This is a genomic window from Curtobacterium sp. ZW137 (assembly GCF_003762905.1).
Classification (GTDB): Bacteria; Actinomycetota; Actinomycetes; order Actinomycetales; family Microbacteriaceae; genus Curtobacterium.
Genome location: NZ_RJKS01000001.1, coordinates 1023888 through 1044076 on the forward strand (window position 1 = coordinate 1023888; position 20189 = coordinate 1044076).

The 20189-nt window shown below is 70.8% G+C and carries 20 protein-coding genes; 2 read left to right on the forward strand and 18 right to left on the reverse strand.

Annotated elements, in window-relative coordinates; translation table 11 throughout:
• Positions 1–76 precede the first annotated feature (76 nt).
• Both EDF55_RS04770 and EDF55_RS18690 read right to left on the reverse strand, forming a co-directional pair.
• Entirely contained in the window at positions 77–1093 is a 1017-nt protein-coding gene (locus tag EDF55_RS04770) for a tetratricopeptide repeat protein (RefSeq protein ID WP_123653723.1), read from the reverse strand.
• The gene (locus EDF55_RS18690; RefSeq protein WP_185017126.1) at positions 1090–2832 is read right to left on the reverse strand and encodes a hypothetical protein; all 1743 of its coding nucleotides are present in this window, start codon (positions 2830–2832) and stop codon (positions 1090–1092) included. Before EDF55_RS18690 ends, EDF55_RS04770 begins: the two co-directional genes overlap by 4 nt.
• A 186-nt stretch (positions 2833–3018) precedes the next feature.
• Here EDF55_RS18690 and EDF55_RS04785 point away from each other — a divergent pair, with 186 nt between their 5' ends.
• Entirely contained in the window at positions 3019–4833 is a 1815-nt protein-coding gene (locus EDF55_RS04785; protein WP_123653726.1) for a hypothetical protein, read from the forward strand.
• Between the two features lie 96 nt (positions 4834–4929).
• Here the strand turns inward: EDF55_RS04785 and EDF55_RS04790 are convergent, their stop codons facing one another.
• From EDF55_RS04790 to EDF55_RS04835, 10 genes are all read right to left on the reverse strand, one after another.
• Positions 4930–5688, reverse strand: a complete 759-nt coding sequence (locus tag EDF55_RS04790; RefSeq protein WP_123653727.1) for an alpha/beta hydrolase — start codon at positions 5686–5688, stop codon at positions 4930–4932.
• Positions 5685–6005, reverse strand: a complete 321-nt coding sequence (locus EDF55_RS04795; RefSeq protein ID WP_123653728.1) for a hypothetical protein — start codon at positions 6003–6005, stop codon at positions 5685–5687. Before EDF55_RS04795 ends, EDF55_RS04790 begins: the two co-directional genes overlap by 4 nt.
• A gap of 13 nt (positions 6006–6018) precedes the next feature.
• Entirely contained in the window at positions 6019–6843 is an 825-nt protein-coding gene (locus tag EDF55_RS04800) for a lytic transglycosylase domain-containing protein (RefSeq protein WP_260235815.1), read from the reverse strand.
• Positions 6844–7076: 233 nt separating this feature from the next.
• The gene (locus EDF55_RS04805; protein ID WP_123653729.1) at positions 7077–7625 is read right to left on the reverse strand and encodes a DivIVA domain-containing protein; all 549 of its coding nucleotides are present in this window, start codon (positions 7623–7625) and stop codon (positions 7077–7079) included.
• 76 nt (positions 7626–7701) lie between these two features.
• Positions 7702–8700, reverse strand: coding sequence for a phosphatidate cytidylyltransferase (locus EDF55_RS04810; protein WP_123653730.1), 999 nt, complete (start codon positions 8698–8700; stop codon positions 7702–7704).
• Positions 8700–9254: a ribosome recycling factor gene (frr, locus tag EDF55_RS04815; RefSeq protein ID WP_123653731.1), complete on the reverse strand. Its 555-nt coding sequence runs from the start codon at positions 9252–9254 to the stop codon at positions 8700–8702. The genes EDF55_RS04810 and frr overlap by 1 nt, the downstream gene beginning before the upstream one ends.
• 46 nt (positions 9255–9300) lie before the next feature.
• Positions 9301–10020, reverse strand: coding sequence for a UMP kinase (gene pyrH / locus EDF55_RS04820; RefSeq protein WP_123653732.1), 720 nt, complete (start codon positions 10018–10020; stop codon positions 9301–9303).
• Between the two features lie 117 nt (positions 10021–10137).
• A complete protein-coding gene (tsf, locus tag EDF55_RS04825) occupies positions 10138–10965 on the reverse strand; it encodes a translation elongation factor Ts (RefSeq protein WP_123653733.1) in 828 nt (275 codons plus the stop codon).
• Positions 10966–11048: 83 nt separating this feature from the next.
• A complete protein-coding gene (gene rpsB / locus EDF55_RS04830) occupies positions 11049–11978 on the reverse strand; it encodes a 30S ribosomal protein S2 (RefSeq protein WP_123653734.1) in 930 nt (309 codons plus the stop codon).
• 275 nt (positions 11979–12253) lie between these two features.
• Complete coding sequence (locus tag EDF55_RS04835) at positions 12254–13696, reverse strand: sugar porter family MFS transporter (RefSeq protein ID WP_260233504.1); 1443 nt, start codon at positions 13694–13696, stop codon at positions 12254–12256.
• 564 nt (positions 13697–14260) lie between these two features.
• On the opposite strand from EDF55_RS04835, the gene EDF55_RS04845 reads away from it, so the two are divergent.
• A complete protein-coding gene (locus tag EDF55_RS04845) occupies positions 14261–14833 on the forward strand; it encodes a M23 family metallopeptidase (RefSeq protein ID WP_185017128.1) in 573 nt (190 codons plus the stop codon).
• Between the two features lie 152 nt (positions 14834–14985).
• Here EDF55_RS04845 and EDF55_RS04850 read toward each other — a convergent pair whose 3' ends face one another.
• The 6 genes from EDF55_RS04850 to EDF55_RS04875 all read right to left on the reverse strand — a co-directional run bounded on the left by EDF55_RS04850 (position 14986) and on the right by EDF55_RS04875 (position 20169).
• On the reverse strand, positions 14986–16062 hold the full coding sequence (locus EDF55_RS04850; protein WP_123653738.1) for a tyrosine recombinase XerC: 1077 nt from the start codon (positions 16060–16062) through the stop codon (positions 14986–14988).
• A 33-nt stretch (positions 16063–16095) separates the two neighbouring features.
• The gene (gene dprA / locus EDF55_RS04855) at positions 16096–17370 is read right to left on the reverse strand and encodes a DNA-processing protein DprA (RefSeq protein ID WP_123653739.1); all 1275 of its coding nucleotides are present in this window, start codon (positions 17368–17370) and stop codon (positions 16096–16098) included.
• Positions 17370–18902 (reverse strand): YifB family Mg chelatase-like AAA ATPase, encoded by a 1533-nt coding sequence (locus EDF55_RS04860; RefSeq protein ID WP_123653740.1) that lies wholly within the window; start codon positions 18900–18902, stop codon positions 17370–17372. Before EDF55_RS04860 ends, dprA begins: the two co-directional genes overlap by 1 nt.
• The gene (locus EDF55_RS04865) at positions 18899–19252 is read right to left on the reverse strand and encodes a YraN family protein (RefSeq protein WP_123653741.1); all 354 of its coding nucleotides are present in this window, start codon (positions 19250–19252) and stop codon (positions 18899–18901) included. The genes EDF55_RS04860 and EDF55_RS04865 overlap by 4 nt, the downstream gene beginning before the upstream one ends.
• A gap of 138 nt (positions 19253–19390) precedes the next feature.
• Complete coding sequence (locus EDF55_RS04870) at positions 19391–19801, reverse strand: Lsr2 family protein (RefSeq protein ID WP_395869866.1); 411 nt, start codon at positions 19799–19801, stop codon at positions 19391–19393.
• A gap of 44 nt (positions 19802–19845) precedes the next feature.
• A complete protein-coding gene (locus EDF55_RS04875) occupies positions 19846–20169 on the reverse strand; it encodes a DUF2469 family protein (RefSeq protein ID WP_111115750.1) in 324 nt (107 codons plus the stop codon).
• Positions 20170–20189 lie beyond the last annotated feature (20 nt).

The window sequence follows — 20189 nt, forward strand, 5'->3', positions numbered from 1 at the left end:
CCGGGCTCCCGTCCGGTACGGAAAAGCGACAGTGCCCACGCGGATCCCGCGTGGGCACTGTCGCTTTCCGGGACTCCTAGTAGAGCGCGCTCGCGAGCCGGCGGCGCGCCGCCACGACCCGCGGGTCCTCCGCACCGATCAGCTCGAAGTACTCGACGAGCCGGACACGGAGTGCTTCGCGGTCCTCGCCGAACACCGTCGGGACCAGGTCGAGCAGCCGCCCGAAGGCGTCCTCGACGTGGCCGCCGCTGATGTCCAGGTCGGCGACGGCGAGCTGCGCCGACACGTCCGACGGTGCGCTACCTGCGGCACTGCGGATCTCGTCCGCGGTCCGGCCGTTCAGCCGGTCGAGCAGCGAGACCTGCGCGAGACCCGCGACGGCCATCTGGTCGTGCGGGTCTTGCGCGATCGCGGTCTTGTACTCCTGGACCGCGGTGGCGTAGTCGCCCTGCTCGATCGCGTCGTACGCGGCCTGGTGGTGCGGTGGGAGCGGTTCCGGCTCGGGCTCGCCCTGCTCGGCACCCTCGACCGGGGCGGCAGCGCCGTCCACGGTCACGCGCCCGGAGACACCGTTCTGCTCGGCGGCCTGGAGCACCTGCTCGTAGACGTCGCGGACCTGCGCCTCGGGGAGCGCGCCGACGAAGAGCCCGAGCGGGCGACCGCCGATGAGCGCGGCGACGGTCGGGATCGACTGCGCCTGGAACGCCTGGACGAGCTGCGGGTTCGTGTCCGCGTCGACCTTGGCGAGCACGACGCGGCCCGCGTACTCCTCGGTGAGCTGCTCGAGGATCGGCGAGAGCTGCTTGCACGGCCCGCACCACTCGGCCCAGATGTCCACGATGACGGGGACGATGGTCGAGAGCTGCAGGACGTCCTGGAAGGTGTCGTCCGTGATGTCGACGACGAGCGACGGGACGGTGACGTCCGCGCCGGTCTCGGATCCGGGGCCGGACGGGGCGCCACCGGGGCCGCCGGCAGCACCGGAGGCGCCGCCGGGCTGCTGCTGTGCTGCCGGTCGCTGCGCACGGTCGACCAGGGATGACAGGTCGACGGCTCCGCGGAGTCCGGACGGGGTCGGGGGGACGTTCGTCATTGCACCTCACTCGCTGCGGTCAGGCCCTGCGTGAACCCGAGCAGGACTATCTTGTCGTCCGACCCGACGGCCGGCACGGAGAAGAGCAGCTGGACGCCGTACGTGGCGCTCACGCCCTTCTTGCTGGAGTCGACACCGGAGAGGGCCTTCACGGCACCCTCGGTGTTCACCTCGGCGCCGGACGCGGTCGGGGTGACCTTCTCGATCTCGTTCAGGTTCACCGAGACGAGGGCGCCGGCGCCGTTCGTCGCGAGGGCGATCGCGGTGTCCTCGGGCGACTCGGACGAGTACTCGATCTTCGCGGTGTCCGGCAGCGACGCGGACTTCTTGTCCTTGTACGCCTTGCCGATCTTCTCGCGGAGGTCGTCGCCCTCGGCCTGGAAGAGGTCTGCGTACTCGCTGTCGGTGTCCTTCGAGAGGATGTCGCCGTAGGCGGGTGCCACCTGGTCGGGCGCGAGCGCGAGGAGCTTCGTGTCGGACGCGAGCTGCGCCGTGCCGATCGACACCGGGGCGACGGACGGCAGCTTGGCGTCGGCCTCGAGGGAGACGTCGTACATGACCTTGTAGTCGTCGCGGGCGGACTCCTGCACGAGCGTCAACGCCTGCGGCGCGGTCTTCGCGTCGTCGGGGTCGGACGCCACGACGAACACCGTGCGCGGCCAGCTGTCGGTCTGCTGCGGCAGCGACACCGAGATGTCGGACGCCGAGATCGCCGGCGGGGCGTCGACGTCGGTGTCCTTCGCGCGGATCGCGTAGTTGGCCTCGCGGAGCTCGAGCGCCGGTCCCGTGAAGCGGGTCTCGGCGAGCGTGGAGTCACGGTCGGCGTCCGCCTTCGTGGCGACGGCGGCGACGCGGGTCACCACGCGGCTGATCTGCTGCCGGGTGGCTGCGGTCGGCTCGGCCTGCTCGGCGGCTCCCGTGGCGGAGGCCGTCGGGGTCGGGGTCGCCGAATCGGCGCCACCGCCCTGCGGCCAGTACTCGGACGAGCACCCGGTCAGGGCCAGTGCACCGACGAGGACCACCGGGACGGCGATCATCGAGCGGCGGCCGCGACGGGACCGCGACGGGACCTGCGCACCGGCGGCGGCTGCACGGCGCGAGGCACGCACGCGCGGCGGACGGGTGCCACCGCTCCGACGACGCGGTCCGCGGGAGCGCCGCTGGTGCAGGAACGCCCAGATCAGCAGGGCGATCCCGCCGAGGACGAAGACCCCGCCGGCGGTCATCAGCGGGCCGACCGAGGGGGTCGCGGTGTCACGCGGCCAGGTCACCGAGACGTCGGCCGGAGCGGCGGACTTGCCGTCGCCCACGATGATCACCGAGGTGTCCGCGGGCAGACGCACCGTGAACTGCCCGGCGCCGTCGTACTCCTGGTACCAGAGGTCGCTGCCCTTCGGGTCCGGGACGGTCGACTCGCTGCCGGTCGTCTTCGCGACGAGCTTCGACGTGTCGGCGTCGTAGCGGAGCGTGTTGTGCTCCGCGTCACCGACCCACGCCGTGACGTCGGAGGTCTTGCCGTAGGCCGCGAACACCGTGCCGGAACCGGCGATGTTGATCCGCTGGTACCCCGGGTTCGCGTTGAGGACGGTGCCCGGGATGACGGTCACCGGCGCCTTCGTGGTCGTGGAGGACTGCGCGACGATGGACGACGGTGGGGCGAACACGGTCCGCTGTGCCACACCGAGGCCGACGAGCAGCAACCCGATGACGAAGGCGACGATCGCCAGGACGAATCGCACGGATCTCTCTCCCTCCGCGCCGGGGTGGGGGAATCGGCGCGCGAATCAACGGCCCAGGATACGCGAGAGACGCTGGGTGGCGCATCCCGGGGCACTTTCCACAGGCTCAGACGCGGCCCGAGCGGCACCACTACACTCGACGCGCGGGCGGCACCGAGCCGTCCGGAGGAGCAGCGGGAGCGACACGTGGCGAACGACGAGGCAGAGTTCGGGACCGAGATGCGGGGGTACCGCAAGGACGACGTGGACCGCGCTCTGAACGACCTGCGTCGCGAGCTCATCAAGTCGAACAACGACCGAGCGGAAGCCGCGAAGGAGATCCGTCTCCTGCAGACCCGTCTCACCGACGTGCAGGCCGAGCTCGACGAAGCCGGCACCCCCACCTACAGCGGACTCGGCACACGCCTCGAGTCCACGCTCCGCGTCGCAGAAGAACAGTCCACCCGGCTGATCAGCCAGGCCGACATCGACGCACAGCGCCTCCGTGCCTCCAGCCGCGCCGAGGCCGACCGCACCGTCCGCGAAGCCACCGAAGAAGCACGCGAGACCCTCGAAGACGCCCGCACCCGCGCGACGAACGAACTCGCCCGTGCCCGCGCCGAGTCCGCCGACACCGTCGAGCGCGCCCGCGCCGAAGCCGGCATGCTCACGCAGGACGCCCGGAACGAAGCCGCCGCCATCCGCGGTGCCGCCGTGACCGAAGCCGCAGAGACCCGCTCGGTCGCGATCCGTGACACGAACGCCCTCCGTGCCGGTGTCGAGCACGAGGTCGCCGAGCTCCGCGAACTCGCCCAGCGCGAAGCTGCGGACGCCCGGAGCGCCGCCGCGGACCTCGACCGCGAGACCGAGCACCGTCGCAGCGTCTTCGATGCCGACCACGCCCGACGCGTGGACGACCTCGACCGCGACGAACGCACCCGCCGCGAAGCCCTCGACCGCGAGATCACCGACGGTCGCGCCGCGTGGGAGCACGAGCACGCCGAGCGCAGCCGCGCCCTCGAGCTCGAGATCGCGACCGGGCGCGCGGACCTCGCCGCAGAGGTCGATGGCCGCCGCGCGGAACTCGACGCCGAACTCGCCGACCGCAGCCGACTCCTCGACGAGGAACTCGCCGCCGCCCGCGCCGAGTGGGACCGTGAGCTGGCGTCCGCCCGCACCGCGCTCGCGCAGGAGATCGAAGCCGCTCGCGCGCAGCTCCGCGTCGACGCCGAGCAGACGGCCGCCGAGAACGAGCGCCTGTCGCAGGAGACCGCGGATCGGATCGCCCGCGAGACCGAGGAGCACCGCAGCCGCATCGAGCGGGAGCGCGCCGAGGCCCTCGCCGCCGCCGAACGCGCAGCACAGGACCACGACGCCGAGCTCGCCGCCCGGCGGGAGCGCGAGCACGCCGAGGTCGACACCGAGATCGCCGACCGCCGCAGCACCGAACTCGGCACCCTCGAAGCCGAGCGCACCGCCCTCCGTCAGGAGATCGACACCGCGCGCGCCGACCTCGCCAAGGAACGCGACGAGGTCCGCGCCGAGATCGCCCGGGAGCGTGACGAAGCCCGCACGACGCTCGAGTCCGAGCTCGCCGGTCGCCGCGACGATGCCGAGCAGGACTACCTGCAGAAGCACCACGAGACGGTCACCGAGACGCAGAAGTACCTGGACGAGGCGAACCTGCAGCTCGCGGAGGCCACCCGCCGCGCGACCGAGGCCCGGGAGCGTGCGGAGCGCCTGCAGCAAGAGGCGAACGACCTCGAGCGCACCGGCACCGCTGACGCTGAGGAGCACGCGCGCACCGTCCTGCACGAGGCGAACGAGCGCGCGCACCGCATCGTCGCCGAAGCCGAGGAGCGCACGGCAGAGCAGATCGCCGAGGCGGAGGACCGCCTCGCCGCGATCCGCACCGAGCGCGAAGCCGTCGCTGGGTACCTCGAGAACCTCCGGGGCGTGCTGTCGCATGCCGCAGGGGTCGTCGACGACTCCCCGGCCGGGGTGGACGCCACCAACTCCTGAGACGGATCCGGTCGGGAGGCCCGTGACGAGCCTCCAGACCGGGTCACCGCGCTCAGACGGCCGGTTCCGGGCCCACACGCGGCCCGGTGCAGGGTCTCAGCGGGGCCAGCGGGTCGGCAGCGGTGCGCTGCCCGGGACCACCAGGTCGGCGATCGCGTCGAGCACGATGCGGACGTAGCGCTCCCCCACCCAGAGGTGCTTCGCACCGGCCACGGGGACGACCCGGACGTTCGGTGCGAGCGCGAAACGCCGGGCGGCCTCCGCCGGCTGCAGGAAGTCGTCGTGCTCGGGGACCAGCGCCACGACCGGGACCGACACCGCGGCCCAGCGGGCGAGCTCGTCGTCCGTGGTGCGGTGCAGGGGTGGCGACAGCAGGACGATCCCGGCAACGGTACCGGCGTCGACGTGCTCGAGCGCGTGCTTGAGGATGACCTCGGTGCCGAAGGACCAGCCGACGAGCCACGGGGTCGGCAATCCGCGGTCGACGACGTCGGTGACCGCGGCGCGGAGGTCGAAGCCCTCCGAGACCCCCTCACCGAAGGTGCCCTCGGACGTGCCTCGGGGTGAGGACACCGAGCGGAAGTTGAAGCGGAGCACCGCGATGTCCGCGAGTTCCGGCAGCCGCGCGGCGGCCTTCTTCAGGACGTGCGAGTCCATGAAGCCCTGCGCGGTGGGGAGCGGGTGCAGCGTGACGATCGTGCCGCGGGCAGGGCGATCGAGCGGCTCGGCGAGCTCCCCGACGAGGGTCAGGTGGTCGTCGGTGATGAGCTCGATGTCGGTGCGACGGGCCGGCAGGACGGTGGCGGAGCGGATCTCCGTGTCGGGCCCGTCGGTCGGGGTTTCCTCACCGGTCATGCGGTCCTCCAGCAGTGGGTGTGCCAGTGGCGGCGGGACGCGAGGTCGGCGGCATCGCCCAGGACCCCGTCGGTGCGCCAGACCACGACGTGCGCGACGCCGGGCAGCACGGCACCGCCGCAGCCCGGGCAGACGTACTCCTTCTGCGCCGACGCGGCGGAGATCGGCTGCACGGCGTACTCGCGCCCACGACGGACCTCGGTCCGCTTCCACCCGCTCATCAGGAGGTCGAGGCCGGACTCCTCGGGGTCAGGGGTCGCGACGCGACGATCGTCGACCCGACCACGCGGACGCCGCGGCCGGTTGCTGCGCGGCATCCGGAACCGCCGATCAGTACCAGTTGAAGGACTGGCTGTGACCCCAGGCGCCACACGGGGTGCCGTAGACGCCGGAGATGTAGTTGAGACCCCACGTGATCTGCGTGGCGGGGTTCGTCTGCCAGTCGGCGCCGGCCGAGGCCATCTTGCTGCCCGGCAGTGCCTGCGGGATGCCGTACGCGCCGCTCGGGTTGTAGGCGTTCACGCGCCAGCCCGACTCCTTGTTCCACAGGGAGACGAGGCAGTTGTACTGGTCGGTCCCCCAGCCGCGTGCGGTGACGAGCTGGAGTGCGATGGCCTGCGCGCTGCCCGGGTCGGGGGTCGCTGCGACGGCGGCGATGCTGTTCGACGCGGTGACCGTGGTCTTGGCCGCGGTGCTGTCGGTCGCGGTGTCGGTGTCATCGGTCGCGGTGACGGCGGGCTTGACGACCTTCGGCGCCGGCTTCGTGATGTCGTAGCCGTCGCGGGTGACGTCGAACGCGGCGTAGGTGCCGTGCGCGGTGTACTGCTGCGGGACCGCGGGGGCCTTCGTCAGGACGGGCGTGGAGACCGCGGCCTGCGCGACGTCCGCCTGCAGCGGGTTGAAGAGCGAACCGCCGACGAAGCCGAACACGGCGAAGAAGGAGAGCGCGGGGATCGTGGCGCGCTTGCGCATGAACCCGTTGAGCCCCCGCTCGGAGACCGGCTTGAGGGCCTTCGGCGTGGTGGTGCGGGCGACGCTCGCGCGGCGCTGCTTCACGATGCGCGGGTCAGCGGGCGTCGCCGGAGCGAGTTCGACCTGCGGACTGACGCGGTTCTCCGCGACGGACTTGGGAGCGACGTTCCCGGGTGCCGGCATCGTCGCCGTCGGGTTCGTCTGAGCAACCGAGGTGTCCGCGGTGCGGATTCGGTTCTGTGCCGCGCGGCGTTCGCTGACCACGGGGTGGTCGAACTGCTGCCGGGTTGCGCGGTCGGATCGAATGTCTGCCGTGTGCCTGCCCATGAGTCCGTCCAGGATAACGGAACGATCACGGAAAGCGAAGCACCGGTGCCCGGCGCGTCGGTTCGCGCGGTCGGCGGCGCGGTTCGGGGCTACCGGACCGCGAGCATGACCTCGACGACGGCGTCGAGGAGGGCGTCCACCTGGGCCTCGCGGTACCCGCCGTGCTTCGGCCGGAACACGATCGAGCGGACCTCGGTGAGGCTGAGCGGCTTGCCTTCACGGAAGTACCCGTCGAGCCGCTTGGCGAACGCGTCGACGTCCTTGGGGTGGTACCCCGTCGACAGGAAGTTCACCCGGTGGAAGCGCTGCCCCTCGGGACGTTCGAGGCGGGCCACCACGTCGGACGCCTTCGTGCGGGCCTCGGCGTACCAGGACTTCTGCCCGACGTCGGCGATCTCGCGCTCGCGCTCCCGGGTGGCGAAGGCGTCCTCGAGCCGCTCGAGTGCGGCGTCGACGTGCTGCGTCGAGTAGCCGCCCTTCTTCATCGAGAAGGCGGTCGCGCGGATCTTCGCCGCCTCGATGCCGGGGGCGCTGTCGTTGGCCGTGTAGGCGCTGCGGGCATCCTCGAGGAAACGCTCGACCTCGTCGATGTCGTAACCGAGGACCGAACGGGGAGCTGTCGGGAACGTCGTGGGCACGCCGACATTCTGCCAGCACACTCCCCTGGTGGGAGCTGGACGCGCGGGCAGCGGCTCCGAGGGTCCCGGTCGCGGCTCAGTGGTTGACGACGAGGTAGAGCAGGTACGCCACTGCCGCGGACGGCAGGATGCTGTCGATCCGGTCGAGCAGCCCACCGTGCCCGGGCAGGAAGGACGAGATGTCCTTGATCCCCAGGTCACGCTTGATCATCGACTCGGTGAGGTCGCCGAGCGTCGCGGACCCGGAGATGAGCACACCGAGGACCACGCCCGTCCACCACGGCAGCCCGAGCATGAGCCAGGCGACCAGGATCCCGACGATGATGCTCGCCGCGACGGAGCCCGCGAAGCCCTCCCAGGTCTTCTTCGGGCTGATCCGGGGGGCCATCGGGTGCTTCCCGAAGTTCAGGCCGGTGGCGTAGGCGCCGGTGTCGACCGCGACGACCACGAGGATGAAGCCGACGACCCAGAGCGCACCGTCCTGGAGCGCGGAGAGCAGCACGACGCAGGCGCCGAGGAGGGTGACGTACGCCTGGACGAACAAGCCGTTCGTCAGGTCACGGAAGACGTTGCCCGCCGACGGCTTCTGCCGGGCGAACAGGACCTCGACCAGGCGCCACACCGTGATCAGCACGATCCCACCGAGGATGGTGAAGAGCGCTTCGACCTGACCGCCCAGGAACGCCGCCGGCACCATCGCGATGGCGGTGGCGACGCTCGGGATCCGCGGGACGTCACGGCCGGCGAAGCGCATGGCGCTCGCGAGCTCCCAGACACCGAAGCCGATCAGGAAGGCGGCGACCACCATGAAGGCGGGCTCCCAGATCAGGAGCGACCCGAGCATCACCACCGCGAACGCCAGGGCGATCGCGATGGCGGCCGGGAGGTTCCGTCCGGTGCGCGCGGTCAGCGCCTCGTTGCGGGCGTCGAAGGACGCGCGGCGCTGGCGGATCTGCGCCTCGAAGTCCGTCCGAGCGGCGCGGGCCCTGGCATCGAAATCGTGCCTGAGGCCCTTCGCCGCCGGACGGGGGTCATCTGCTGTGGGGCGGTCAGCGCCCTCGTCACGACGGGGCATCAGACCTCGAGGAGTTCGGCTTCCTTCTTCTTCAGCGCGTCGTCGATGAGGTCGACGTGCTTCTTCGTGAGGGCCTCGAGGTCCTTGTCGCCGCGGGCGATCTCGTCGTCGGAGATCTCACCCTTCAGCGCGTCGAGGTCGTCCTTCGCCTTCCGGCGGATGTTGCGGATGACGACCTTGTGGTCTTCGCCCTTGCTCCGGACGAGCTTGACGAACTCCTTGCGGCGGTCCTGCGTGAGTTCCGGGATCGTCACACGGACGATCTCGCCGTCGTTCGTGGGGCTGGCGCCGAGGTTCGGGAAGGTCGCGATGGACCGCTCGATCTCCTTCAGCGCCGTCTTGTCGTACGGCGTCACGATCAGCGTGCGCGCTTCGGGCGTCTGGAGGGACGCGAGCTGCGCGAGCGGCGTCGGGGACCCGTAGTAGTCGACCGGGATCTTCTGGAAGAGCGCGGCGTTGATGCGGCCGGTCCGGACGGTCGAGAAGTCGTCCTTGGCGACGTCGACGGCCTTGGCCATCTTCTCGGTGGCTTCGCTCATGACATCACTGATCACGGTGGTTCTCCTTCGGTACGTCGTCGAGTCTAGTCAGCCGAGGAGGTCAGTTGCTGACCACCGTGCCGATGCGCTCACCGCGGATCGCGGCCTGGACGTTGCCCTCGCCCTCCATGCCGAACACGTGCATCGGCATGCCGTTGTCCATGCAGAGCGAGAACGCGGTTGCGTCGACGACCTTGAGGCCCTTGAGCAGCGCGTCCTGGTAGGTCACGTGGTGCAGCTTCTCGGCGGTCGGGTCCTTCTTCGGGTCCGCCGAGTACACGCCGTCGACGCCGTTCTTGGCGACGAGGACCTCGGTGGCACCGATCTCGAGCGCACGCTGTGCGGCGACGGTGTCGGTCGAGAAGTACGGCAGTCCCGCACCCGCACCGAAGATCACGACGCGGCCCTTCTCGAGGTGTCGCTCCGCGCGCCGCGGGATGTACGGCTCCGCGACCTGGGTCATGCTGATCGCGGACTGCACGCGCGTGGCTGCACCGGCCTGCTCGAGGAAGTCCTGCAGCGCGAGGGCGTTCATGACGGTGCCGAGCATGCCCATGTAGTCGGCACGCCCACGGTCCATGCCGCGCTGGGAGAGCTCGGCGCCGCGGAAGAAGTTCCCGCCGCCGACCACGATGGCGACCTCGACGTCACGCGCGGCGACGGCGATCTCCTTCGCGATGCTGCCGATCACGTCGGGGTTCACGCCCAGGGAGCCGGCACCGAAGGCCTCTCCGGAGAGCTTCAGCAGGACCCGTCGTCGTCCGGTCTTCTCGTCGGTCATGTGCTCGCCCTTCGTTACGGAGTCTCGTGGAATCTACTAGCGCCCGGGCGGCCGGTGGGCCGCGGGCGCGAAAACGGGGCCAGGAACCGATTGGTTCCTGACCCCGTCATGGGTTCGTTACGCGCCGACCTTGACGCGGGCGAAGCCCTGGATCGTGATGCCGGCGTTCTCGGCGGCCTTCGCGACGGAGATCTTGTTGTCCTTCGCGTAGTCCTGGTCGAGGAGCGCGATGCCCTTGATGAAGGCGTTGACGCGACCTTCGACGATCTTCGGGAGGGCGGCCTCCGGCTTGCCCTCTTCGCGCGTGATCGCCTCGACGGTCGCACGCTCCTTCTCGATCGCCTCGGTCGGGACCTCGTCGCGCGTCAGGTACGACGGGTTCGCGAACGCGACGTGCTGCGCGATCGAGCGGGCCTCGGCGGCGTTGTCACCGTCGTAGGCGACGACGACGGCGATCTGCGGCGGCAGGTCCTGGCTCGTCTTGTGCAGGTAGATCTCGAACTTCGAGCCCTCGACACGGCGGACCGTGCGGACCTCGAGCTTCTCGCCGAGCGCCGCGGCGCTCTCGTTGACGACGTCGAGCACCGTCTTGCCGTCGAGGGGGGCCTCGTTCGCCGAGGCGACGTCGGTGGCACCCGCAGCGGCGACCGCGGCGAGGACCTTGTCGGCGAGGGTGGTGAACTTCTCGTTCTTCGCGACGAAGTCGGTCTCGCTGGCGAGCTCGACGACGGTGGCGGCACCGTTGTCGGCGGTCGCGACGACGACGCCCTCGGAGGTGGCACGGTCATCGCGCTTGGCGACGGCCTTCGCACCCTTGATGCGGAGCAGCTCGACGGCCTTGTCGTAGTCGCCGTCGGCCTCGACGAGCGCGTTCTTCGCGTCCATCATGCCGGCCCCGAGGTCCTCGCGGAGCTTCTTCACGTCCTGAGCGGTGAAGTTTGCCATTGAATGGCGTCCTTTCTGGACTATGCGTGTGTGGAGAGCGGAGTCGAGGGCGCCGGGCCGTGTGGCCCGACGCCCTCGGACACTCACTCGGCGGGGGTGGTCTCCGCAGCGGCCTCGGCCTCAGCGGTCGGCTCGGCGTTCTTCGCCTCGTCGGCGATCGGCTCGCCGATCTCCTTGGCGGCGACCTGCGCGTCAGCGTCGTTCTCTTCGACGGTGCTGCCCTCGGGCGCGGCGTCGGCGGCCGGGGCCGTCGTCGTCTCGCCACCGAGGAGCTCCTGCTCCCACTCGGCGAGCGGCTCGGCCGCTTCCTCGTCGGAGCCACCGTTGTGGCGGGTCTTGAGGCCCTCGGCAGCGGCGTCCGCGATGATGCGGGTCAGCAGGCCGACGGAGCGGATCGCGTCGTCGTTCCCCGGGATCGGGTAGTTGATCTCGTCGGGGTCGCAGTTGGTGTCGAGGATGCCGATGACCGGGATCCCGAGCTTCTGCGCCTCGTCGACGGCGAGGTGCTCCTTCTTGGTGTCGACGATCCAGAGCGCGCTCGGGGTCCGCGTGAGGTTGCGGATACCACCGAGGGTCTTGTGGAGCTTGTCCAGCTCGCGCTTCTTGATGAGGAGCTCCTTCTTGGTGAAGCCCTTCGTCGTGTCGTCGAAGTCGATCTCCTCGAGCTCCTTCATGCGCGCGAGGCGCTTGGAGACCGTCTGGAAGTTCGTGAGCAGACCGCCGAGCCAACGCTGGTTGACGTACGGCTGGCCGACGCGGGTCGCCTGCTCGGCGATGGAGCCCTGCGCCTGCTTCTTGGTGCCCACGAAGAGGATCGTGCCACCGTGCGAGACCGTCTCCTTGACGAAGTCGTACGCGCGGTCGATGTAGGCCAGCGACTGCTGCAGGTCGATGATGTGGATGCCCGAGCGCTCGGCGAGGATGAAGCGCTTCACCTTCGGGTTCCACCGACGGGTCTGGTGTCCGAAGTGGACGCCGCTGTCGAGCAGCTGGCGGATGGTGACGACGGCCATGTGCCGTCCTCCTTCTGTGTTTCGGCGCGCAGGCGTGCTGCGGACCTGTTGCGGTTGTGTCGAACGCGACCGGAGGTCGCGATCCCTGGTGTCCTGGCACACGACCGCCCGCTCGTGAGAGCGGGACCGGTGGTCGGATGCCGTGCTCGATGACAAGCACTGTGGACACGCGAAGTCAGCGCGCATCAGCGCACTGCTGGAGAAATGCTAACAGAAAGGAGGCACGGTGCGGGTCGGACCCGCACCGTGCCTCCAGGCCGGTTCTTCCGGTCTTGCTAGGACTTGGCCTTCACCGTGTCACCCTCGGCACTGATGCCCATCTCCTCGAGGGAGCGGCCCTTCGTCTCGGGGATCTTCGCGATGACGAAGAAGAGCGAGACGAGCGCGAACAGCGCGTAGATGCCGTAGGTCACCGTGAGGTTGAAGCCGGAGAGCACCGGGAACGTGATCGTGACGATGAAGTTCGCGATCCAGTTCGCCGCCGAACCGATCCCCAGCGCCGTGGCGCGGATGCGGTTCGGGAACATCTCACCGAGCAGGACCCACATGAGTGGTCCCCACGTGGCGCCGAACGACACCACGAAGAGGTTCGCGAAGACCAGGGCGATCAGGCCCCATGCGCCCGGGAGGCTCGGGGCGCCGTCCACGAGCTTCGACTGCGAGAACGCGATCGCGACCATGAGGAGCGACACGAACATGCCCGCGGAGCCGGCCACGAGGAGCGGCTTCCGACCGACCTTGTCGACGAGGAAGATCGCGATGAACGTCACCGCGACGTTGACCACCGAGGTGATCGTGGAGATCAGGAACGAGTCGCTCTCCTTGAAGCCGACGGCCTGCCAGAGCGTCGTCGAGTAGTAGAAGATCACGTTGATGCCGACGAACTGCTGCAGGACGGCGAGGATGATGCCGACCCAGACGATGGGCTGCAGCCCGAAGCGGTTGCCGCGGATCGAGCCCTTCTTCTCCTTGGCTTCCTTCTCGATGCCGTCCTGGATCTCCTCCAGGCTCGTGTTCACGGTGTCGCGCGGCACGATCTTCGTCATGACCTCGCGCGCGTCGTCCTTGCGGCCCTTCGCGAGCAGGTACCGCGGCGACTCAGGCAGCGTGATCGCCAGGATGCCGTAGACCACCGACGGGACGATGCCGACCAGGAACATCCAGCGCCACGCCGGAAGACCGGCGACGACCTCGGACGCGCCGCCCGCCGTGACCGCGAAGAACTGGTCGGACAGGAGCGCGGCGAAGATGCCGAGCGTGATCGCGAGCTGCTGGAACGACGCCAGACGGCCGCGGATCGCCTTCGGGGAGACCTCGGAGATGTACGCCGGCGCGATGACCGACGCGGTCCCGATGCCGAGACCACCGACGAGACGCCAGATCACGAAGTCCCACGTGGCGAAGGCGAAGCCGGCACCGATCGACGAGACGAAGAACAGCACCGCCGCCCAGAACATCACGCGGGTGCGACCCCAGCGGTCCGCGAGGCGGCCGGCGAAGTACGCGCCGAACGCGCAGCCGATGAGGGCTGAGGCGACCGCGAAGCCGCTGGCGGCCTCGGACAGGCCGAACTCGCCCTTGATCGCGTCGACCGCGCCGTTGATGACGGACGAGTCGAATCCGAAGAGGAAACCGCCCACCGCTGCTGCGATGGCGAACGCGGTGACCTTCCCCTTGAACGCACGGTCTTCGCCGTGCCCGGTGGCTGTGTTCGACACGATGCTCCTGGTGTTCTGCCGCCGTGCGGGATGGTGCACGGTGCCCCGGCGGTCGGCTCGATTCGCCGTCCGAGCGGCGTTGCGTGGTCCGGAGCGGCCCCGACGTTACTCTCCGATCGGCTGGTGGTCATAACCGGGTTGTGTTCGGGGGCGGCGGCGGGGCGGCGGGGCGAGCGGCGAGCGGCAGGGCGGCGGCGCGGGGCGGCGGCGCGGCGGGGCGGAACCCGATGCGGAACGACGAGGTCGCTGTCGTACGACATCAGCATCGTCGCTGCTTGCCCGCGCAACGGCCCCGCCCGATGCGGAACGACGAGGTCGCTGTCGTACGACATCAGCATCGTCGCTGCTTGCCCGCGCAACGGCCCCGCGGTGTCGGACGATGCAGACGTACCGGATGCACCCGCATGCGTCGACACCGCGCCAGTCGAACGACACCCGCGGTGTCGGAAGATGCAGACGCATGCAGGAACGCCGACTCCCCCACAGCCTGGAGGCTCCTCCCACCATCCACAGATGGACCTCCGCCCCGGTGCGCTGCGGCTCCAGCGCACGACGCTGGTTCTCATGAATCAACGATCCCTGGCACCGCCCGCGCTCCTCGTGGCGGCGCTGTTCGTGGGCGCGGTCGGGCCGCTCGACTCGGCTGCACCGGCACCGGCACCGGCACCGGCACCGGCGAGCGTCACCGTGCGCGTGACCGAACCGGGCGAGACCGAGCCGCCGTGGATGTGGCCGACCGGGTCTCGCGTGGTCGAGCGCGGGTGGGAAGCCCCCGCGGACGACTACTCGGCGGGACACCGCGGGATCGACGTGGCCGCGCCGCTCGGGCTCCCGGCGGCGGCGGTCGACGACGGGGTCGTGGCGTTCGCGGGGTCGGTCGGCGGACGCCCGGTCGTGACGATCGACCACGGTTCGGGGCTGGTGAGCACGCTCGACTCGGTCACGCCACTCGTGGCGAAGGGCGACGCGGTGCGCAAGGGCGATCCCGTCGGTGCCGTCGCCGTGGGGCACTGCCCGGCGACGGCTCCGTGCGTGCATCTCGGTGCCCGACTCGACGACCGGTACGTCGATCCGACGCCCTACCTGCCCGCCGCGGAGTGGCCGGTACTGCTGCCCGAGTCGGCGTGGCCCGGGTGACCCACTGGTCGCGCGAGACCGAGCCGATCGTGACCGAGGCGGTCGTGCCGGAGCGAGCCGGTCGCGCGGGAACGAATTCGTCCCGCGGGAACGAGCCGGTCCCGCGACCGAACCGAGACCGAGACCGAGCCGAGTCGCTGACCTGCGCGCGGTCAGGCGCGGGGATGGGCCGTGCGGTAGACCTCGCGGAGGCGGGCGGAGGAAACGTGGGTGTAGATCTGCGTCGTGCCGAGGCTCGCGTGGCCGAGGAGTTCCTGCACGGCCCGGAGGTCCGCTCCCCCGTCGAGCAGGTGCGTCGCCGCGGTGTGCCGGAAGGTGTGCGGTCCGCTCGGCCCCTCGCCGGGCAGGTCCTCGAGCAGCCGTGCCACGATCCGGTACGCGCTCCGGACCCCGAGCCGACCACCGCGATCCCCGAGGAACAGCGCGTCAGTGGCCGCAGCCGATCTCCCCGTCGCGGTGCCCGCGCCCGTGCCCGCGCCCGCAGCCGCAGACGCAGCGGCAGCGGCAGCGGCAGCGGCAGCGGCAGCGGCAGCGGCAGCGGCAGCGGCAGCGGCCGAGCCTGCGCTCGCGGCCGCGGCGCGCTCGAGGAGCACCGGGCGGCCTCGCGACAGCCAGGCCTCCATCGCGTCCCGGGCGGGCACGCCGAAGGGCACCACCCGCTCCTTCCCGCCCTTGCCGAGGACCCGGACGGTGAGCCGCCCGCGGTCCACGTCGGCTGTGTCGATGCCCACCAGCTCGCTCACGCGGATCGCCGCCGCGTAGAGGAGCTCGACGAGTGCGACGTCGCGGAGCGCCCCTGGATCGTCCCCCGCCGCACGGGCAGCGAGCCCGTCGAGCAGCACGCGCACCTGGTCCTCGGACACGACGCGCGGGAGGTGCGACGCCCCCTTCGGCGCCCGCAACCGCACCCCCGGGTCCGTCGGCAGGAGCCCCGTCTCGCTCGCCCACCGGGTGAACGCGCGGACGGACGACGAGCGCCTGGCGATGCTCGCCCGGGCCAGTCCCCGCTCGTTCACTTCCCACAGCCAGTCGCGGAGGACGTCGAGCGTCAGCCCGTCGAGCTGTTCGACACCACGGACCGCGGCCGACCGGAGGAGGTCCTCGAGGTCCCCGCGGTAAGCACGGACCGTCTGTTCGCTGAGCCCGCGCCCGTGGGCGGCGTGCGCGAGGAACGCCTCCACGGCCACGTCGAGCCTGCCAGTGGGAGCACCGCCTCGGTGGTCGTCCATGCCGCCCAGCGTAGGCGGGTCGTGCACGCGCGATCACGACCGCCTCGCTGGAGGTGGGACGGCCGCCCAACCGTCGGACCGGCGGTGGACGAGCCCCTGCAGCTCGGCGAGTGCCAGCGCGTCCGTGGCGGCCATGACCGACAGCCCCGATCGTCGGGCGACGTCGATGGTCGTGGTCGCCCGGCGGCGTCCGAGCGCGTCGATGACCCGCAGGACCTCCGGGTCCTCGGCCGGCCCGCTGAGGGTGAGCGCGGTGTCCTCGAACCGGTCCACTCCGGAGTGCGCCGCGATCGCCGCCCGCGCGGGGTCCTCGGGGCGGACGGCCAGCACGGCACGACCGTCGGCGACGAGCCGGTGACACCCGACGGACGCGGGCGAGGAGAACGCGCCGGGTACGGCGAGGACCGGCCGCCCGAGCTGCGCCGCGTGGTTGGCGGTGTTGAGCGCGCCGGATCTGGCTGCGGCTTCGACCACGACGACGGCATCCCCGAGCGCGGCGATCAGCCGGTTCCGGGCGAGGAACCGCCACCGTGTCGGCCGGGTGCCGGGCGGCGACTCCGCGAGGAGCACCCCCTGCCGGCTGACGTTGCGCAGGAGTTCGACGTGCCCCGTCGGGTACAGCTGGTCGATCCCGCCGGCGAGCACCGCGACCGTCGGCGTGCCCGCGGCGATCGCCACCCGGTGCGCGACGGCGTCGATCCCGTACGCGCCGCCACTGACCACGGTGCATCCCGCATCGGCCGCGGACGACGTGATCTCTGCCGCGGCTTCGGCGCCGGCGAGCGTGTTCGCCCGGCACCCCACGACGGCGAGCGTCGGCGGGTGGACCAGGGGTGACCGGTCGGCGAGCGGAGTGCCTCGGCTCCAGACCACGAGCGGTGCGTGGGCCTCGAGGTCGTCGAACCGCGTCGGCCAGTCCGGGTCGCCGGGCAGGACGAGCGCTCCGCCAACGGTTGCCGCGGCACGGACGACCTCGGCCACGTCGATTCGGTCGGCACGGGGGCGCCACCGCGCGAGCCCGGCGTCGAGCGATGGCTCGAGCGAGTGGAGGTCGTCGCCCGTGACCTCGCCGGAGTCCCAGCAGGCACGAACGATCGACGAGCCGCGGCCGTTGATCGTGTCGAGCACCAGGCCGAGCGACCGCGACGCTCCGAGCATCGCGACGAGCCGGCCCGCGGTCGAGTCACCCGGCTCGACGATGGTGCTCCACGCGATGCGCGCGAGGGCGTCGGCGGTGTCCTCGGGCAGGCCCCACGGCCGAACCGACCGCAGGTCGACTGCTTCGGGTCGGGCCTGAGTCGCCGGCATCACAGTGCGCTCCGGAGTGCCAGAGCGGCCCTGACCTGCGCCTCACCCGGACGGTCGACGCCGTCCAGGTCGGCGATCGTCCACGCCAGGCGCATGACCCGGTCCCATCCCCGCATGGTGAGCGTGCCGAGGTCGAGTGCGCGGTCGAGGAGCGACGTCGCCCCCGGCTCCGAGCGTCCGGCTCTGCGCAGCCAACTGCCCGCGACCTCGGCGTTCGTGCCCCACCCGGTGCCCTCGAGCCGCGTCGTCATCCGGTCCCGCGCGGTCGCGACGATCCCCCGGGCGCCCGCACTCGTCGGGGTCGCCCCGTCGGCACGTCGGATCGCGCCGGTCGTCACTCGCTGCACGTGCACGCGGATGTCGATCCGGTCGAGCAGCGGCCCGGACATCCGTCCGAGGTACCGCCGGACGGTCGTCGGGCTGCAGTCGCACGCGGGACCGCCGAGGTCGGGGCGGGCGCCGGCGTGGCCACACGGACAGGGGTTCGCCGCGAGGACCACCTGACACCGTGCCGGGAACTCGGCGGCGCCGGCAGCACGGTGCACGGTGATGCGCCCGGACTCGAGTGGCTGTCGGAGCGCATCGAGCACGACCCGCGGGAACTCGGGGGCTTCATCGAGGAACAAGATCCCCCGGGTGGCCCGGGACACCGCGCCCGGTCGGATGGTGCCGGACCCGCCGCCGATGAGCGCGACTGCGGATGCGGAGTGGTGCGGGGCTTCCCACGGCGGCCGTGTGGTCCACGACCGGGATCCGAGCCCGGCGACGGAGCGGACGGCCGCGACTTCGAGCGCGGCTTCACCACGGAGGTCGGGCATGATGCCCGGCAGCCGTTCGGCGAGCATGGTCTTGCCCGCTCCGGGTGGTCCGAGGAGCAGGACGTGGTGCCCACCGGCGGCGGCCGCGATCATCGCGCGGACGCCCACTTCGTTGCCGACGACGTCGCCGAGTTCCGCGAGCGGCATCGCGGTGTCGGCGGGTGACTCGAGCAGGACCGGGTCGACCTCGACCGGCGGCAGGAGCGCACCCGCGTCGATCGCTGCCCCGCGGAGTGAGTCGACGCCGTGGACGACGACTCCGGGCACGACCCGTGCTTCGTCCAGGTTCCCGATCGGGACGACCACGCGGTCGGCTCCGGCCGCCCGTGCCGCGAGGGTCATCGGGATCACGCCCGGGACCGGACGGACTCGACCGTCGAGCCCGAGTTCACCGATGTAGACGACACGGCCGGACGCCCGCGGCGCGGTGCCCGTGGCGGCGAGCACCGCCATCCCGATCGCCAGGTCGAAGCCGGATCCCCGCTTCGGGATCGCCGCGGGCGTCAGGTTCACGGTGATCCGCCGTGCCGGCAACGGGCACCCGGCGTTCGTCGCCGCCGAGCGGACGCGTTCCCGGGCTTCGCCGAGGGAGGTGTCGGGCAGGCCGATGATGCTGAACCCCGGCAGCTGGCTGGTCAGGTGTGCTTCGACCTCGACGAGACGTCCGCTCACCCCGAGCAGCGCGACGGCGGCGGCGCGACCGATCTCGGTCATGCGATCGCCTCGACGTGCTCGACGACAGAGCCAGCGCCGAGGACGTGCACGGCGATCGCGTCGATCCGGATGTGCCGCGCCGACGCTTCGGGATGTGCCGCGAACCAGGCGGGTACGAGGCGCCGCAACCGACTGAGTTTCGCTGCCGTGATCGCCTCGAGCGGATGCCCGGTCGTGGCGCCGGCGCGGGCCTTCACCTCGATGAAGACGAGATCACCGGAATGTCGGGCGATGATGTCGATCTCGCCGCGGGCACACCGCCAATTCCGTTCGACCACCGTGTAGCCGTGTGCTTCGAGCCATTCGGCGGCGATCGTCTCGCCGCGGGCTCCCAATGTCGCTGTTCCCATGCGGCAAGACTCGCGAAGCCGTCGCAGAACCCAAGCCCGTCACGAAGACCTGTGGACGGCGGTGCACTCGAGAGCCCTTGTGGAGGAACGACGAAGCCCGGCCGACCATGACGGTCGACCGGGCTTCGCGGAGCAGGGTCAGTGTGCGGCTGCGTACGCTTCCTGCACCTGGGTGGAGATACGGCCGCGGGTCGAGACCTCGTACCCGTTCTCCTTGGCCCATTCACGGACCTTCGCGAGTTCTTCGGAATTGCCGCGCTTCGGCGCGGACTTCGGCGCGGTCCCACCGGTGCGGCGCCCGCTCACCTTGCGCGCTGCGGCGACGTAGTCGGAGATCGCTTCACGGAACTTGTCGACGTTGTCGTTGCTCAAGTCGATCTCGTAGGTGGATCCGTCGAATGCGAATTCGACGGTACGACCGTCGCCCGCGGTGATCGGTGAGTCGTCGAGGTCGTCGACGAGCTGAACGGTGACCTTCTGCGCCATTACGTACTCCTCTGCACGGTGGATGTATTTCCCGACCAGCGTAGCGGGAAATACATCACCCACGGAAATGCACTGGGCGTTTCACAGCGATTCCGTCGAAATGACGATCACTCGTCGAGTGCGAGTTCCTTCGGGAGTTCGAGTTCACGCGAGGTGAGTTCTTCGACATTCACGTCCTTGAACGTCAGCACGCGGACGGACTTCACGAAGCGGTCGGAACGGTAGACGTCCCACACCCAGACGTCGTTCATCGTCAGTTCGAAGTAGAAGTCGTGCTCGGTGTCGCGACGCGCGAGCTCCACCTCGTTGGCGAGGTAGAACCGTCGCTCGGTCTCGACCACGTAGCGGAACTGCGCCACGACGTCGCGGTACTCACGGTAGAGAGCGAGCTCGACCTCTCGGTCGTAGTCGTCGAATTCGTCGTCATCCATTGCGCCCACAGTCTACGGCG